General features: G+C 68.1%; 16 protein-coding genes and 1 pseudogene. 10 read left to right on the top strand and 7 right to left on the bottom strand.

What is annotated here, in order from left to right:
* Positions 1-50: 50 nt before the first annotated feature.
* From OL239_RS17955 to OL239_RS17945, 3 genes are all read left to right on the top strand, one after another.
* Positions 51-521, top strand: a complete 471-nt coding sequence (locus OL239_RS17955) for a hypothetical protein (RefSeq protein ID WP_268910034.1) — start codon at positions 51-53, stop codon at positions 519-521.
* Positions 514-819 carry a transcriptional regulator gene (locus tag OL239_RS17950; RefSeq protein ID WP_268910033.1) on the top strand — a complete coding sequence of 102 codons (306 nt, stop codon included), beginning with the start codon at positions 514-516 and terminating at the stop codon, positions 817-819. Before OL239_RS17955 ends, OL239_RS17950 begins: the two co-directional genes overlap by 8 nt.
* 105 nt (positions 820-924) lie before the next feature.
* Positions 925-2,004: a PLP-dependent cysteine synthase family protein gene (locus tag OL239_RS17945; RefSeq protein WP_268910032.1), complete on the top strand. Its 1,080-nt coding sequence runs from the start codon at positions 925-927 to the stop codon at positions 2,002-2,004.
* A gap of 46 nt (positions 2,005-2,050) precedes the next feature.
* Here OL239_RS17945 and OL239_RS17940 read toward each other — a convergent pair whose 3' ends face one another.
* Complete coding sequence (locus OL239_RS17940) at positions 2,051-2,506, bottom strand: hypothetical protein (protein WP_268910031.1); 456 nt, start codon at positions 2,504-2,506, stop codon at positions 2,051-2,053.
* Between the two features lie 98 nt (positions 2,507-2,604).
* Here OL239_RS17940 and OL239_RS17935 point away from each other — a divergent pair, with 98 nt between their 5' ends.
* From OL239_RS17935 to OL239_RS17925, 3 genes and pseudogenes are all read left to right on the top strand, one after another.
* A complete protein-coding gene (locus tag OL239_RS17935) occupies positions 2,605-3,024 on the top strand; it encodes a hypothetical protein (RefSeq protein ID WP_268910030.1) in 420 nt (139 codons plus the stop codon).
* Between the two features lie 252 nt (positions 3,025-3,276).
* Positions 3,277-6,311: pseudogene (locus tag OL239_RS17930) on the top strand (alpha-mannosidase).
* A gap of 52 nt (positions 6,312-6,363) precedes the next feature.
* Positions 6,364-7,002, top strand: a complete 639-nt coding sequence (locus tag OL239_RS17925; protein WP_268910029.1) for an aminoacyl-tRNA hydrolase — start codon at positions 6,364-6,366, stop codon at positions 7,000-7,002.
* On the opposite strand, the gene OL239_RS17920 is transcribed toward OL239_RS17925, so the two are convergent.
* Positions 7,003-7,464 carry a GatB/YqeY domain-containing protein gene (locus OL239_RS17920; RefSeq protein ID WP_268910028.1) on the bottom strand — a complete coding sequence of 154 codons (462 nt, stop codon included), beginning with the start codon at positions 7,462-7,464 and terminating at the stop codon, positions 7,003-7,005.
* 115 nt (positions 7,465-7,579) lie between these two features.
* Complete coding sequence (locus tag OL239_RS17915; RefSeq protein WP_268910027.1) at positions 7,580-8,404, bottom strand: DUF1684 domain-containing protein; 825 nt, start codon at positions 8,402-8,404, stop codon at positions 7,580-7,582.
* Between the two features lie 59 nt (positions 8,405-8,463).
* Between OL239_RS17915 and OL239_RS17910 the strand changes: the two genes are divergently transcribed.
* The 4 genes from OL239_RS17910 to OL239_RS17895 all read left to right on the top strand — a co-directional run bounded on the left by OL239_RS17910 (position 8,464) and on the right by OL239_RS17895 (position 11,633).
* Positions 8,464-8,646: a hypothetical protein gene (locus OL239_RS17910; protein ID WP_268910026.1), complete on the top strand. Its 183-nt coding sequence runs from the start codon at positions 8,464-8,466 to the stop codon at positions 8,644-8,646.
* A gap of 75 nt (positions 8,647-8,721) precedes the next feature.
* Positions 8,722-10,251, top strand: a complete 1,530-nt coding sequence (locus OL239_RS17905) for an acetyl-CoA hydrolase/transferase family protein (RefSeq protein WP_268910025.1) — start codon at positions 8,722-8,724, stop codon at positions 10,249-10,251.
* Positions 10,252-10,341: 90 nt separating this feature from the next.
* The gene (locus tag OL239_RS17900) at positions 10,342-11,049 is read left to right on the top strand and encodes an MFS transporter (RefSeq protein ID WP_268910024.1); all 708 of its coding nucleotides are present in this window, start codon (positions 10,342-10,344) and stop codon (positions 11,047-11,049) included.
* Positions 11,046-11,633, top strand: a complete 588-nt coding sequence (locus OL239_RS17895) for a hypothetical protein (RefSeq protein ID WP_268910023.1) — start codon at positions 11,046-11,048, stop codon at positions 11,631-11,633. Before OL239_RS17900 ends, OL239_RS17895 begins: the two co-directional genes overlap by 4 nt.
* A gap of 31 nt (positions 11,634-11,664) precedes the next feature.
* On the opposite strand, the gene OL239_RS17890 is transcribed toward OL239_RS17895, so the two are convergent.
* The 4 genes from OL239_RS17890 to OL239_RS17875 all read right to left on the bottom strand — a co-directional run bounded on the left by OL239_RS17890 (position 11,665) and on the right by OL239_RS17875 (position 16,140).
* Positions 11,665-12,876 (bottom strand): IS110 family transposase, encoded by a 1,212-nt coding sequence (locus OL239_RS17890; RefSeq protein ID WP_268910022.1) that lies wholly within the window; start codon positions 12,874-12,876, stop codon positions 11,665-11,667.
* A 260-nt stretch (positions 12,877-13,136) separates the two neighbouring features.
* Positions 13,137-13,520 (bottom strand): RNA-binding S4 domain-containing protein, encoded by a 384-nt coding sequence (locus tag OL239_RS17885; RefSeq protein WP_268910021.1) that lies wholly within the window; start codon positions 13,518-13,520, stop codon positions 13,137-13,139.
* A 23-nt stretch (positions 13,521-13,543) separates the two neighbouring features.
* A complete protein-coding gene (locus OL239_RS17880) occupies positions 13,544-14,458 on the bottom strand; it encodes an HNH endonuclease (RefSeq protein WP_268910020.1) in 915 nt (304 codons plus the stop codon).
* Between the two features lie 68 nt (positions 14,459-14,526).
* Positions 14,527-16,140 (bottom strand): AMP-binding protein, encoded by a 1,614-nt coding sequence (locus OL239_RS17875; protein WP_268910019.1) that lies wholly within the window; start codon positions 16,138-16,140, stop codon positions 14,527-14,529.
* Between the last annotated feature and the right edge of the window lie 48 nt (positions 16,141-16,188).

Below are 16,188 nucleotides of genomic sequence, written 5' to 3'. Positions count from 1 at the left end.
GCGTGGAAAATCTCTTGCCTCAGCGGAAAGTAACTCGTAGACTTTCCGCTATGGAAAACAACTTTCGCAGCCAGCCTTCCGCCCATGAGGCGGCAGCCCGGCTGAGCGAGCTGTCCGGGGACCGCCGGGCATTGGCGGACGGCACACGGATTCCCCGGGTGCTGCTGGCCGCGTACGGCGGCGTTGGCGCCTGGTGGGTGGCCGGGGCGGCCGCAGCCGCCCCGGGGGAGAACTATGCGCCGCCGTCCTCCGGCTGGCTGGCGCTGGTGGCCGTGTTCATCATCGCCCACCTCATGAACCGGGAAACGGGGATTAGGTTCCAGAGCATGGGCCGCAGCGCAGCCCTCGCCATGGCGGCGATCCCGGCGGTCTGCCTGGCCCTGTTCTCCGTCTCGCTGGGAATGGTGGCTCTGGGTGCAGGCTGGGCGGTGGTGCTCACCAGTGCGGCGGCTTTCGGGGCGGTGGCGTGGCTGGCCGGAGTGGCTTACCGTTCGGCGCTGGACCGCATGCGCCATGCCTGAGGCACAGTTCAACGATCTCATTCACGCCCCCAGCCGGCTGCGGATCTGCGGCCTGCTCCGGGCCGTAAACCAGATGGATTTTTCCGTTCTCCGCGACGGCCTGGGGATATCCGACGCGGCACTGTCCAAACACCTGAAGACGCTCGCCGGGGCCGGGTACGTCCAGCTGGCGAAAGCCGCATCAGCTGACCGGCAGGACGCCCGGCGGCTGACCTGGATAGGGCTCACTCCGGCCGGCCGGGACGCCTTCGACGCCCACGTCCGTGCCCTGCGGGACATTGCCGGCACTGCCGGCTGACGGCCGACGGCTCCCTGCCGTTACCCATCCGCTCCGGCCGGTGTCCCAGGAACAGACCTGCAGCGGCGGAAGGCAGCTGCAGGGACCGCCTGTAGGCTGAACCGGGTGACTAATTCCCCAATTCCGGACCGGCGCTGGTCCGACGACGCCATCCGGCGGATTGAAGCCGAAGGCAACCGATCCGCTGACACCCACCTCTTCGAGGTTCCGGTTCCGGCGGGCTGGTCCGTGAAGGTCTACCTCAAAGACGAATCGACCCACCGCACCGGCAGCCTCAAGCACCGGCTCGCCCGGTCGCTGTTCCTCTTTGGGCTGGTCAACGGCTGGATCACCCGCGGCATGACCATTGTGGAGGCTTCCAGCGGTTCCACCGCTGTTTCCGAGGCCTACTTCGCGCAGCTGCTTGACCTGCCGTTTGTCGCCGTCATGCCCCGGACCACCAGTGCAGAGAAAATCGCGCTGATCGAGCAGTACAACGGGACCTGCCATTTCGTGGAGGACCCGTCCCAGGTCTACGCGGCCGCCGAAGAGATAGCCCGCAGCACCGGCGGGCACTACATGGACCAGTTCACCTACGCGGAACGGGCCACCGACTGGCGCGGCAACAACAACATCGCGGAATCGATTTTCGGACAGCTGGCCCTGGAGGAATCTCCGGTGCCCGAATGGATCGTGGTCGGCGCCGGGACGGGCGGCACCAGCGCAACGCTTGGCCGCTACATCCGCTACCACCGGCACGCCACGAAACTGGCCGTGGTGGATCCGGAGAATTCGGTGTTCTATCCGTCCTGGCGCCGGCCCGGGGTGCCCGCCGCCGGCGGCCCGTCGCGGATTGAGGGTATTGGCCGGCCGCGCCTGGAGCCGAGCTTCGTGCCGGCGGTCATCGATCACATGATCCAGGTCCCCGACGCCGCGTCGGTAGCCGCGGCCCGGCACCTTTTTGACATCGCCGGGCTGCATGCCGGCCCCTCGACGGGCACCAACCTGTGGGGCGTGTGGCAGCTGGCGGCGCGGATGGAAGCCGAAGGGAAAACAGGGAGCATCGTGACCCTGATGTGCGATTCGGGCGACCGCTACGCGGCGTCCTACGGCGATGACGGCTGGCTCGCCGCACGCGGACTGGACCCGGCTCCGGCGCAGGCTCTGCTGGCCGAACTGTTCGCCGCCGGCCGCTGGCCGCAGTAGCAGAGCAGCGGCACACTTTGATCCGGGATGCCCGGGGCCGCAGGGCTCAGGGTATGCCGGCGATGTCCTTTTCGGCTGTGCTGATCAGCTTTTCCTCGTCAGCACGGACATCGACGGGGCGCTTGCCCTGCAGCGATCCATTGGGCGTGTAAAACCAGAGCGCCACCTGCTCATCCGTCCAGCCCATCCAGCGGCCCAAACGGATCACATCCTTGACCGGCGGGAGCATGCGCCCGCCCGGCACATCGAACTGGAATCCCGGATACAGGAAGGTGCCGCCGCGCCGCACGGCCAGGACCCGGCCCTTGCCGGTCAGCCGGGAGGCGCGCTGGTTCGGGCCGTAGCCAAAACCCAGCCGCTGGGCGGCGTCAAGGATGGTGTACAGCCCGTCCTCGCGCTCCATGTCGGACCACAGGGCTTCGGCCTTCTGGCCGGACGGAATCCTTCGAATGGCGCCGGTTGGATGGGAGCTGTGCCGCTGATGGGTTTCGCGGTCGGTCATGCTTCAACGGTACCGCCGCCTCCGGCGCAGAGGCAGGGCCGGCGGGCGTAAGGGGCCCCAAATAGGCACTCAGCACATCCGGCTGGGAACATGGAGGCATGCGATCACTCAGCCTTCAGGAAGCAACCCGCCTTGCCGAGCAGACGGCGGCGGTGGCAGAGGGCCACATTCCCTACGGCTCCGGACTGGGCGCGCCCGCCTCGTTTACGCTGGCCTGGCTGATGGCCGGTGCCGGCGTCACGGAGATCCGGGTGGTGAGCGGGTCATCAGGCATGGGGGACCACTTCTGGATCGAAACCGCGCAGTGGCGGATCGATCCCACGCTGCGCCAGTTTCCCCACCTGAACCACCGGCCGCTGGTGGAGCCGGTCACCGTCCCCGGGAATTTCGACACCGTGAAGTACCACCCGGTCCCGGCCAGCCGGGAGGAGGCCGTGCGCGAAGTGTCCTACGGGTTCCGCAACGCCGCCGAAACCGAGGCCTTTGTCAGCGAGATGACTGCCGCCGTCGTCCTTTAGCCCCCGGCGCAGCGGCCCGTCACCAGCCGCGCCTTGGACCGTGCCGGCAGGCCGGGCCCCGACCATGATTGAGGAAATCCCCGCCGTGTATTAGCGTCAGCCGCACCACCGGGGCATGTCCCGCAGTGGCAACCGTGGATCAAAGGAAAACCATGCGGGCCCTCACCAAGACCCTTTGTGCAGCAGCGGCCGTAGTCCCGGCCCTGGGCGGCTCCTTTGTCCTGAGCGGCGCAACGAAAGGGCAGGTGCCGCATGCACGACAGCCGCCAACTTGTTGAAGCCCGAATCCACCGCTTCCTCCGGGAACGGATCGCCGGGAACCTCTGGCGGAACCGGACGCCGGCGACGTTGGAAGCATGGACGGCCCCGGGGGAGCCGGTTGCCTTCGCCTCCGCCGTGGAGCAGGACTTTGCCCCGTTCTCCGCAGGACAGGCGTGGGGCGCCCTGGGGAACCACCTGGTTCCGGATCTCCGGCACCGTGCCGGAAAGCTGGAACACCGAAAACGGCTGTCCCGAGCTGCTGGTGGATTTGGGATTCAGCGGCGACGGACCCGGATTCGAAGCGGAGGCGCTGGTGTACACCCCGGACGGCGGGATCGTGAAGGCGGTGGAACCGCGGAACCTGCACGTTCCGGTGCCGCATGCTCCCGGCGAAACGTTCCGGTTCTATGTGGAAGCGGCATCGAATCCCAATGTTATTGGCGGGTTCACCTATGCGCCGACCCCGCTGGGCGATCCGGTGACGGCGGGGCAGGCACCGCTGTACGTGTTCCGTTCCGCGGACCTCGCCCTGCTGGACACCGGCGTCTGGAACCTGGCCCGGGACCTGTGGACCCTGGACGGGCTGATGCATGAGCTGCCGATGGACCTGCCGCGCCGCTACGAGATCCTGCGGGCCATGGAACGTGCGGTCACCGCCGTCGATCCCGGGAATGCCGCCGGCACCGCGGACGCCGCCCGGGAACAGCTGGCCGGCGTTCTCGCACTGCCGGCCTATGCCAGCGCACACCGGATCCACGCCGTCGGACATGCCCACATCGACAGTGCCTGGCTGTGGCCGGTGCGCGAAACAGTGCGCAAAGTGGCCCGCACCTTCGCGAATGTCCTGGAGCTGATGGACCGGGATCCGGATTTCACCTTCACGGCGTCTTCGGCCCAGCAGTATGCCTGGCTGCAGCAGTACTATCCGGGGCTCTTTGCCCGGGTGGCGGCGCGGGTGCGCGAGGGACGGTTCGTGCCCACCGGCGGAATGTGGGTGGAAGCGGACACCAATATGCCCGGCGGCGAGGCCATGGCCCGGCAGTTCGTCGCCGGGCAACGCTTTTTTGGCGAAAATTTTGGGCTGGAGCCGGACGTTCTGTGGCTGCCGGATTCCTTTGGATATTCGGCGGCGCTGCCGCAGATTGCCCGTGCGGCGGGGTGCCGCTGGTTCCTGACGCAAAAGATCTCCTGGAACGAAACCAACATCATGCCGCACTCCACGTTCCGCTGGGAAGGCATTGACGGTTCCACTCTGTTCACGCATTTCCCGCCTGTGGACACCTACAATTCCGAGCTGTCCGGGCGTGAGCTGGCCCGTGCGCAGCGCCAGTACAGCGAAAAGGGTTCGGCAACACCTCACTGGTGCCGTTCGGCTGGGGGACGGCGGCGGCGGGCCGACCCGGGAAATGCTGGCCGCGGCCCGCCGCACCGCCTCACTGGAAGGGTCCCCGGCGGTCCAGCTGTCCAGCCCCGGGCGCTTCTTCGCCGCAGCCGAGGCTGAGCTGGCCAACCCGTCCGCCTGGTCCGGGGAGCTGTACCTGGAGTTCCACCGCGGAACCTACACCAGCCAGGCCAACACCAAGAAGGGCAACCGGCGCAGCGAGCACCTGCTGCGGGAAGCGGAACTGTGGGCCGCTGCCGCAGCGCTGGCCGCAGGGGCCGAGTATCCGTACGACGCACTGGAACGGGCCTGGCACACCGTTCTGCTGCAGCAGTTTCATGACATCCTGCCCGGCACCTCCATTGCCTGGGTGCATCAGGAAGCAGAACGGAACTACGCACTGGTCAGCGCAGAGCTGGAAGGCCTGATCACAAAGGCGGCCCGGACGCTGCTCGGCAGCGGGACCTCGGCGGCAGCACTGAACGCGGGGCCGTACGCCGCAGCCGGTATTCCCGCCGCCGGATCCGGGCCGGTGCCGGAGCCTCCGTCCCACATCTGGCAGCGCTCCGGCGGCGGGTGGCTCATCAGCAGCGGCCGGCTCCGGCTGACCGTGGATTCCACCGGCCTCTTCCGGTCACTGGTCTGCGGCGGGCGGGAGGTCTTTCCACCCGGGCGGCCCGGAAACCTGTTCCAGCTGTTCCGTGACACTCCCAACCAGTGGGATGCCTGGGACCTGGACGCGCACTACCGGTTCAGCTCCACGGACCTGATGCAGCCCGAGCACATGGAGCTTGAGGACGGCAGCGGCGGGAGGACCCTGACAATCACGCGGTCCTTTGGGAACTCGGCGATTGTGCAGCGAATTTCCCTGAGCCCGGACGGCTCGGCAGTGGATCTGGAGGTGGACGTGGACTGGCATGAGCGGCAGAAACTGCTCAAGCTTGCCTTCCCGCTGGACGTGCATGCCGCGCAGGCGGCCTCCGAAATCCAGTTCGGGCACGTGCACCGCCCCACGCACACCAACACGTCCTGGGACGAGGCACGGTTCGAAACCGTGGCGCACCGCTGGATCCACGTGGGGGAGCGGGGCTACGGAGTGGCCGTGGCCAATGACTCCACCTACGGCCACGACACCTTCCGCGAGAGCATGAACGGGCGGACCTGCACCACGGTCCGGCTCTCACTGCTGCGCGCCCCGCTGTTTCCGGACCCCGGGACGGACCAGGGGCCGCACAGTTTTCGGTTCTCACTGCGTCCCGCCTCGGACATCCCCGACGCCGTCGCCGAGGGATACAGGTTGAACCTGCCGCTCCGGTACATCTCCGGGGTATCTCCGGCACCGGTGGAGCCGGTCCTCACGGTGGACAACCCAGCCGTGGTGGTGGAAGCGGTCAAACTGGCCGAGGACCGCAGCGGCGACGTGGTGGTGCGGCTCTACGAGGCCCACGGCGGACGGGCGCGGGCGCAGGTGCGGACCAGCTTCGCCTACGACGGCGTTGCCGCCACGGATCTGCTGGAACGGCCGGTCGACTCCGCGGCACTGGGCGAACACCGGTCCCCGGACGGCGCGGTGCCCCTGCAGCTGAGGCCCTTTGAACTCCTCACCCTGAGGTTCCGGCGGAGCTCCCGCAGGCAGCACGGGTAGCCGGCGCAACCACCGGTGCGGGCGGACTGTTCCGCCGTGGAAAACTGGAAGCATGCAACCCAGCGACACGGTCCAGCCCATTGTCCTGCTCGTCGATAAGGAAGACCCCGCGTCCCACTATGACGCCGTGGCTGCCGCAGCAGCGGCAAGCGTCAGCGCCTATGCGCGGCGGGACAGCGACGGGCCGTGGGAGAACTGGGTGTTCGGCCGGTTCACGAAAACCGTCCGCCGGGCCGGACCCAAAGCGTTTGCCAAGCTGGCGGCACACGCGCCGTCAGGGACCGCCGTCGTCGGCCGGGCGCAGGCGGTGGCCTTCGAGCCGGTGACCTACGAGGACATGCCCAAGGCGGTCCGGGCCTTGCAGGTCTCCGGCACGCAGCTGCCCGACGGCGGTGGTCCGGCACCGGCGCGCCCGGACGCTCCGGTGGTGGTGGTGAACCGGGACCTGAAAATGTCCACGGGCAAGGCCGGGGCGCAGGCGGCCCACGCGCTGCTCGCCTGGTACCTGACACTGCCCGACCGGGAACGGAACGCCTGGAGCACGCGCGGCTGCCCGGTGTCCGTCCGGTCCGCCGCCGGGACCGACTTCCAGGCGCTCGCCGCCGCCGACGGCGCCGGTCCGCTGATCGTGGATGCCGGGTTGACCGAAATCGCCCCGAATACCGCCACCGCCTTTGTGGCGGCCGGCTAATTAGGCGAGGCGGCTGCGGACAATCTCGCTGACGGCCTTGCCGTCGTAGCGGCCGGCCACCTTGGCCGTCACCGGCTTCATGACCGCACCCATCTGGCGCATCGACAGTTCCGTACCGCCGGCGGAAAGTTCGGCGATGACGTCGTCCACGATCGCCTGGACATCGTCAGCGGTCAACGGGGCGGGCAGATAGGCCTCGATGATTTCGGCTTCGGCGATTTCGGCGTCGCTTCGTTCGGTCTCACCGGCATCCCGGTAAATGCCGGCGGTGTCGCGCCGCTTGGCCGCTTCCTTTTGCAGCAGCGCCACGACCTGCACGTCGTCGAGCTCCACCGGGGTCTTCCCTGACTTCTCCCGGGTCTCAATTTCGCCGAGCACGTTGCGCACCGTCATCAGCGCGGTCCGGTTTCCGGCCTTCATATGGGTTTTCATGTCGGCCTGGAGCTGCTCTTTGAGTGTCATGGGGTCTCATTTCGGATCGGAGATCGTTGGATGTTCCCTCCATGATCCCGCGGAAGCGCCGCGCGGCGCACGCCCGCCTGCCGCAGTCCGCGCCGCCGGCCTCCCGGCACCGGGCCTATTCCGGCGTGGCGGGCCGCTGTTCCCCTGCCTCCACCGGTTCCCCGATGATGTTGCTGCCCACCGGCATCGGGCAGGTGCCGTACGGGGTGAACGCGCTGGGATAGTTCACGGCCCGGTTGAAATCCACCGTCACGGCCGACGTTCCGGGCTGCGGCGCGGCAAAAGCAACCTTCCGCCAACCGGCGGTCGTCCGGTTGTTGGTGGCATCGTGGAACGTCAGCGCCAGCCGGTCCGGCCCGTCCGCGGCGACCTGCAGCCGGTATTCCCGGTCCGCTCCGGGAAGCCGGAGGACCAGCTCGCCGACGGTGCGGTGTACGCCGTCGACGGCGGGATGGGCAGTCCGGACCGGAACGTCCACCGGTTCGGGATAGGCCTCGAACCTGGCCTGCAGCACCATGTCGGGCCTGAAATCCCAGGTGGGCACTGCGCTGAACTCCGTGAACACCGGGGACGCCGAATCCCGGGTGCGGATGGCATAGCGTCCGCCGCGCCGGGCCAGCTCCACCACGGTCCGCCCGCCGCTGCCGCCGAACTGGACCCAGAGCAGCGATTCCTCGTCGGCCAGGGAAGCGGTGACGGTACCGTCAACCGCAGTTCCGCTGCCCGCCATGGTGAGCCCGTCGCCGGCAGCTGCCGTGAGGGCCGCTTCCGTCCCGGTTCCGGACCACAGCCCGGGAACTTCCTCCACCGGTGCGGGCTCGGGCGTTAGCCAGTGCAGCGAGGTGAGCGTCAGCCAGCCGTGTTCCTGCCGCAGCTCGCGGTTACGGGTGCTGCGGAAACGCAGCCACCGCTCCGCGGTTTCATGTGCCGGGGTGCTCATGGGTCCTCCTTGCCTTCGCCGTCCTGGGCAGTGTAGCGCTCCCGTTTGTAGGATGAAGCATGGACAACAGTGAAACAGCCCCGTCGCTCGCCCAGCTGCGCAGCCGTCAGACAGACCTCGTGGCCGCTCTCGCCGTCGAGACCAGCTCATCCCGCCTCGCCGCTTTGAGCACTGAACTGGAAGCGGTCCTGGAGAAGATCCAGCAGTCCGGGCAGCAAACGCCCCGGCCGCAGGAGGCGTAAGGAAAGCGGCCGCCGAATATGAGGTGCGGCACACAGCGGATAGTGTTGGTTGGTCCCAACTAAGGAAAGGCCACAATGCACGACCGCATTCACCACGAAGGACTGCTGCAGCGCAGGATGTCCGCCGAACAGGCGGCGGCGCTTATCAAACCGGGCATGACCGTGGCAATGAGTGGTTTCACCGGCGCCGGATACCCCAAGGAAGTTCCCCAGGCCCTGGCCCTCCAAATGGAGGAAGCCCACGCCCGGGGCGAGGACTTCCAGATTAAGGTCCTGACCGGCGCCTCCACCGCCCCCGAGCTCGACGGCGTGCTCGCGAAGGCCGGCGGTATGGAACTGCGCCTGCCGTACCAGTCCGATCCCACCCTGCGGAAGCGGATCAACGACGGCGAACTCGAGTACATCGACATCCACCTGGGGCACGTGGCCCAGTACACCTGGTTTGGCTTCTACGGCCACATAGACCTGGCGGTGATCGAGGTGGTGGGCATCAACGAAGACGGTTCACTCATCCCGTCCTCGTCCGTCGGCAACAACAAGACCTGGATTGAACAGGCTGACAAGATCATCCTCGAAGTGAACGTCCAGCAGGCAGCAGCCATGGACGGCATGCATGACGTCTACTACGGAACGGCACTGCCGCCGCACCGCAAGCCGATCATGCTCGTGAACCCGGACGACCGGATCGGCGAACCCTACCTGCGCCTGGATCCGGACAAGGTGATTGCTGTTGTCGAGACCGATGCCCCGGACCGCATGACGCCCTTCGCCGCCCCGGACGACACGTCCCGGCAGATCGCCGGCCACCTGATCGACTTCTTTGGGGACGAGATCAAGGCCGGCCGGCTGACCGACAAGCTCCTGCCGCTGCAGTCCGGCGTGGGTAACATTGCCAATGCCGTCCTGGGCGGGCTGGCCACCTCGGGGTACACCGGGCTTACGGCCTACACCGAGGTCATCCAGGACGGCATGCTGCACCTGATCCGCGACGGAGTCATCCGGGTAGCCTCTGCCACGTCCTTCTCGCTAAGCCCGGCGGGAATCGAGGAGTTCAACTCCAACATCGAGTTCTACCGCAAGCGGATCATCCTGCGTACCCAGGAAATCTCCAACCACCCAGAGCTCATCCGCCGCCTTGGCTGCATCGCCATGAACGGCATGATCGAGGCGGACCTCTACGGCAATGTGAACTCCACACATGTGGCCGGAACAGCCATGATGAACGGCATCGGCGGGTCCGGCGACTTCGCCCGCAACGGCTTCCTGTCCGCCTTCCTGTCCCCGAGCACAGCCAAGGGCGGCAAGATCTCGGGCATCGTGCCGATGGTCAGCCATGTGGACCACACCGAGCACGACACCATGCTGGTGGTCACCGAGCGCGGCCTCGCGGACCTGCGCGGGCTCTCGCCGAAGCAGCGTGCCCGCACCATCATCGACAAGTGCGCGCACCCGGATTTCCAGCCGCTGCTGCAGGACTACTTCGACCGTGCGTCCCGGGAGAGCTTCGGCAAGCACACCCCGCACCTGCTCGATGAAGCCCTGTCCTGGCACCAGAGGTTCGTTGAGACCGGAGACAGCCGGGCCCTCCAAGCTGTCCCCGCCTAAGCCGGGGCCGCCGGCCGTGCATTCCGCCCCGTGACACGGGCAGAAGACACGGCCGGTGGCGTTTGGCACCGCCCGTGCTAGAAAGGCCGGGTGAGTGAAGTGAGGAAACAGGTCGCCGGCCGGGCCCGGCCGCGCCGGCTTCTGCCGCTGTGGGCCGCGGCCGCCGCCGTCGTGCTGGTGGCCGTCAATCTTCGGCCCGGCGCGACGTCGGTCGGTCCGGTGCTGGCCGAACTCCAGGCCGGGCTCGGGATGGATCCGACTCTGGCCGGAGTCCTGACGGCGCTGCCGGGGCTCACCTTCGCCGCCGTCGGCGCTCTTGCCGTTGCACTGTCCCGCCGTGCCGGCATCAACGGAACCATAGCTGCGGGGCTTGCCGCCGTTGCTGCAGGTCTGCTGCTGCGCTCGGTGGTGGAATCTCCCGTGGCCTTCCTGCTGCTCAGCATGCTGGCGTTTGGCGGCATGGCGGTGGGCAACATCCTGGTGCCGGCCTTCATCAAGCGGCACGGCGGCGCGCGGACGGCGCTGCTGAATTCGGTGTACGGCACCACGCTGGCCGTGGGCGCCACCCTTCCGCTGCTGATCGCCGCTCCGCTGGCGGCCCGCGGGACAGACGGCTGGCAGGTGAGCCTGCGGGTCTGGGGTGCGGCGGCGCTTCTGGCCGTGGTCCCGTGGGCCGCCATCGCTTTTCGCAGCCGGCGCGCCCGGGCCGGGGCGCCGGCCCGGGCGCCGCGGCGCCGGCGGCGGCCGGCATGTCTCCACCGGCCGGGACATTTCCGGACGGGCGGCGGCTGCGTATGACGTCGTCGGGCACGGCCGTGGCGCTGTGCCTGTACTTCGGCGTCCAGTCCATGAACGCCTACGTGCAGTTCGGCTGGGTGGCGCAGATATACCGCGACGCCGGACTAAGCCAGGCCCAGGCCGGCCTCATGATGGCCGTGATTGCGTCGCTGGGCATACCCGGCGGCCTGATCATGCCCGCCCTGGTGGCGCGGGCACCTGGCCTGCGCGGATACGTTGCGGCGCTGGCTGCCGCCACCGGAGCGGGATATCTCGGCCTGCTGCTGGCCCCGGACACCGTTCCCTGGCTGTGGGCGCTGCTCCTGGGCGCCGGCGGCTTCGCCTTTCCCACGGCCCTGGCCTTGATTACGGGGCGGTCCCGGGACCCAAGGGTCACGGCGGAACTGTCCGGCTTCTGCCAGCCGGTGGGCTACCTCCTGGCAGCGGTGGGGCCGTTTGCCATTGGTGCCCTCCACAGCGCAACGGGAAGCTGGACTCTTCCGCTGACCATCCTGGCCGGTTCCTCCGTCATTATGGCTTTCGCCGGCATGGCTGCCGCCGCCCCGCATTTCGTGGACGACCAGCTCAAGCCCCGCACACCCTGATCCGGGCCGGGGGGTGCCTCTATGGTTTTGGTCAAGCCGCTGACGGCAGGTTCTTCGGTGCCGGGTCTTCATAAAGGGTGCCGTCGCGGAGCATAGCGAACAGGACGTCGGAGCGACGCCGGGCCAGGGCAATGATCGCTTGATTGTGGCGTTTACCTTCAGCGCGTTTGCGGTCGTAATACGCCCTCGACGGCGGATGGTGCAGGGCGGCGAAGGCTGAGAGGAACAGGGCGCGTTTGAGTTTCTTGTTGCCTCGCCGGCTCGGGTGCTCACCGCGGATGGAGGTTCCGGAGCGTCGGGTGACCGGCGCGATTCCGGCGTAGGAGGCCAGGTGGGCGGCGGACGCGAAGTGCTTGCCGGTAACTTCGGTGAGGATTCGTGCGCAGGTCCTGACGCCGATGCCGGGCATCGAGGTCAGGACCTCGTAAAGAGGGTGGGCCTCCACGAGGGTTTCGACCCGACTGGCGATCTCGTCGCGTTGCCGGCGCAGGGCCAGGAGCTGCTCAGCCAATTTGGGCAGCACGATCCCGGCAGCACCGGTGCCCACGACGACAACGCTCTGTTGGCCCAGCGCATCGAATATCGCTTCGGTGAGCCGTTCAGCGGCCCGCGGCGCATGCTTCTTCAACCGTGCTTTCACGTGTCCGCGGCCGGCGGTCCTCAACGCCTGCGGGGTTGGATACCGGGTGAGCAGGTCCGCCACCGCCGGGTGGTCCAGGTGCGGGCCCAACGCCCGTTCCAAGGCTGGATGGATCTGCGTTAGCAGGCCGCGGATCCGGTTGGAGGTGGCCGTGATTTGCCCGGCGAGGTCGTCATCGAACCCGCAGAGCACTCCGAGTTCGGCCAGGGTTTCATCATCGAGTTCCACCGACCGAAGAGCATGCGGCATTGACCGGGCAGCTTCGGCGATGATCGCCGCGTCCCGGGCATCGGTTTTCGCCTGGCCGGGGTGCAGGTCAGCGATCCGGCGCATCGCCAGTCCCGGCAGATAGCCCACGGTCGCTCCGGCGGCCTGGGCGACCGCGACGGGTAGCGCGCCGATGGTCGCGGGCTGGTCCACGACGACCAGAACCTTTCCATGGCCGGTGAGCTTGGTGAGGACGTCGCGGATTTTGGTTTCGTCCTGCGGCAGGGCCTTGTCGTAAAGCTTCTTCCCGGCCCGGTTCAGTGCCACCGCGTGGTGGCCGGTCTTGCCGACGTCCAGGCCAAGGAAAACGTCGATGCTCTCTTGCTCCAGAATCATGATTACCCCCCGGTAGCTCGTGGCGAGACTGACGTGTTGGCTGGTCAGGGGCGGCAGGAGTCGCATCCACGTTACGAATGGCTTCGTTGGTCGTGCCTCTATTAGCGATTCCCCGGCCGCCATGTCGGTTCCGGTGGCAACACCCCCGGATCATGGATGACTGGGGGCAAAAACCATGCCGGAACCGACCGGCCAACACACCCATATCCTGCATCAGGAACGGGCTACGAAAAAGGTAACGGGGCAGCCATGCCGGCGGCTCAGCGGTCGCCGCGCAGCCGGTCAATCTCGCGGCGGTCCTTCTTTGTGGGGCGTCCGGCTCCCCGGTCCCGCAGGGGGATTCCCAGGGCCGGACCGACCGGCCGCGGCGGCGTGTGGTCGGTGAAGCAGTGGGATGCCGCTTCTGCACCAACGCGCTTGGCGATCAGCCGGCGGACTTCGAGGATCCGCTCGTACCCGGGCTGGCGCACCCGGATGGTGTCTCCGGGCTGGACCGGCTGGGCTGCCTTGGCCGGATTGCCGTTGAGCCGGACATGGCCGGCACGGCATGCGGCAGTGGCGGCGGACCGGGTCTTGTACGCCCGGATGGCCCACAGCCAGGCGTCCACCCGGACGGATTTCGGAGTACTGGCGGGAATGGTCATGGCGCTAACGATTTTGCCATGGACTACCCATTGTCCCGAAGGCGTGCCGCATCCTCCCGGGCTTCCAGTTCCCGGTCCGTAGCAACGGAGCCGGTAATCGGGCCTCCGCCCGGTACCGGTCCGCCGGCAGCCGCGAGCATCCGGCGCAGCTCGCCGGGCGTGTACGGATCGGGAATCCCCAAGTGGGCTACGGCGTGGCAGTTGGGGCACAGGGGCACCAGGTCCGCCACCGGATCCAGCGCATAGCCCGGGGTGATGGCGGACGGCGGCACAATGTGGTGCACCTGGACGAAAGCGGCCCCGGCCGGACCGTATATCCGGTCCATCGACAAGCCGCAGGCCGCGCAGGAGGTGCCGTGGAAGGAGACGCACTGCCGGACGGCGTCGGGGTCATGTTCGTACCGGTTGATGCCCACCGTACGCAGGCTGTCCTGGGGGAGGCTTCCCGGAAGAGGCACTGTGGGGTCGGCTGCGGCAAGCCAATCGGCCGGAGCGGGCCTGGACCGCAGGAAAGTGGTCCAGGCGGTCCGCAGCGGCACCTCGCTGTGGGCCGGAACGGCCGTTCCGGTGCTGCGGACGGCATTCCAGTTCAGCTCCGGAACGAGTTCCGCGAGCCCTTCGGCGGGCAGCGCATCCCCCGGCGCCAGGAGCAGGTCAAAGACGATGCCTGCCAGCAGGCCCAGGCGGGCCGGCAGGGCCGCACCGGGCTGGGGCGCGGAGGCAACCACGCCGTGCCCCAGCAGCCCCCGCCCGTGCCGGCCCTGGGCGAACAGCCACGCGTCGGTTCCGGGATCGAACTGCTGGCCGTGCCCCACCCGCCACCGGGTGGCGTAGAGCCCGGTGCGCTGCACCGTGGACGCTGCCGAGCGGTAGTCGGCAGGGCCGGGGCCGGCACCAAACGCAGTGGCAGGATTCCAGCCCAGCACGACGGCGGCCATGGGTGTCTCTCTTTCGCTCGTTGCTGGGCGGGGTGGTGCGGCGGGGGAACTGCCGCCTTCGGACGCCGCTAGTTAATGCGGGCTTCCCGGCCTTCCCATTCCTGGGTCCGCAGTTCATTCTTGCGGATTTTTCCGGTGGACGTTTTGGGCAGGTCGATGATGAACTCCACCGACCGGGGTGCTTTGTAGGATGCGATCCGGGACTTGACGTGGGCCAGGAGATCGTCTTCGGTGGCGGTCCGGCCCGGGGCGAGCACCACGAAGGCCTTGGGCCGCTCACCCCAGCGGTCATCCGGCACACCGATGACCGCGACGTCGGCCACGGCCGGATGGCTGGCCAGGGCCTGTTCCACCTCGATGGTGGAGATGTTCTCGCCGCCGGAGACCACCACGTCCTTGGAACGGTCCAGCAGCTGGACGTAGCCGTCTGGATGCATCACGCCGAGGTCGCCGGTGTGGAACCAGCCGCCGCGGAACGCGTCCGCCGTGCCGTCGTCGTCGCGGTAGTACCCTTTCATCACGGAATTCCCGCGCATGACGATCTCACCCATTTCGACGCCGTCGCTGGCGACGTCGGTCAGGTCGCCGCTGGTACCAGCATCGTTGCGGACCACCCGCAGCCGGTCCGACGTCAGCATGCCCACGCCCTGGCGCGCCATTTTCCGGGCCAGGGCTTCGCCGTCGAGCGCGGCCCAGGCGGCCTGCGGTTCGCAGACCGCATACGGTCCGTAGGACTCCGTGAGCCCGTACACGTGCACCACCGCGGCGCGCAGCTGGTGGATCCGGGCGATGATGGTGGGGCTGGGCGGGGCTCCCGCGGTGACGATGGTCAGCGGACGGTCCAGCTCGTGGGCTTCCGCCGCGGTGGCGATGGCGCTGAGCACGGTGGGGGCGCCGGCCAGATGGTCAACCCCGCAGGCGTCGATCAGGCGCCAGATTTCCGGGCCGCGGACAGCCCGCAGGCAGACATGGGTGCCGGCGGCGGCGGTCAGCGCCCAGGTGGTGCACCAGCCGTTGCAGTGGAACATGGGGAGGGTCCAGAGGTAGACACTGTCAGCGGTGAATCCCTGATGATGCACTTCGCCGAGCGAATTCAGGTAGGCGCCGCGGTGGGTGTACATCACGCCCTTGGGCCTGCCGGTCGTGCCGGAGGTGTAGTTCAGGGTGATGACCGTATTCTCGTCCGCCACATCCCAGGAGAGCGGGTCGTCGGTTCCGCGGGCGAGGAAGTCGGCGTACGCCGTCGTTCCCGCCACCGTGCCGCTGCTGCCGTCCTGGAGGGGGACGGAGACAACCTCGGTAACCGTCTCCAGCTCGGGCGAGTCCAGCTTGAGGAGCAGGTCCGGATCTCCGAACAGCACAGTGGCGCCGGAATGGTTGCAGATGTAGGTGACCTCGGGCGGCGACAACCGGGTATTCATCGGAACCAGGACGCCGCCGGCCAGGGGGACGGCGTAGTGGGCGATCAGCAGTTCGGCCGAGTTGGTGCCCAGGAACGCCGCCCGGCCGCCGGCCGCCAAACCCGAGGCGCGCAGGGCACGGGCGGTCCGGGTCACCGCTGCCGCAAACTCACGGTAGGTCAGGCGCCGGTCACCGTCGATCACCGCCGTTTTATCCGGGTGCACCTGGGCGGCCCGTTCCAGGAAACGAAGCGGTGTCAAAGCGGTGTCCAAGCCTGGCATTGTTCTCCTTTGAAGCGGGTTTGTGGCCTCCAACGCTACATGCTGGTG

This window comes from Arthrobacter sp. ATA002 (genome assembly GCF_026898095.1).
GTDB lineage: Bacteria > Actinomycetota > Actinomycetes > Actinomycetales > Micrococcaceae > Arthrobacter_B.
This window is presented reverse-complemented; position numbering and strand designations above follow the sequence as displayed.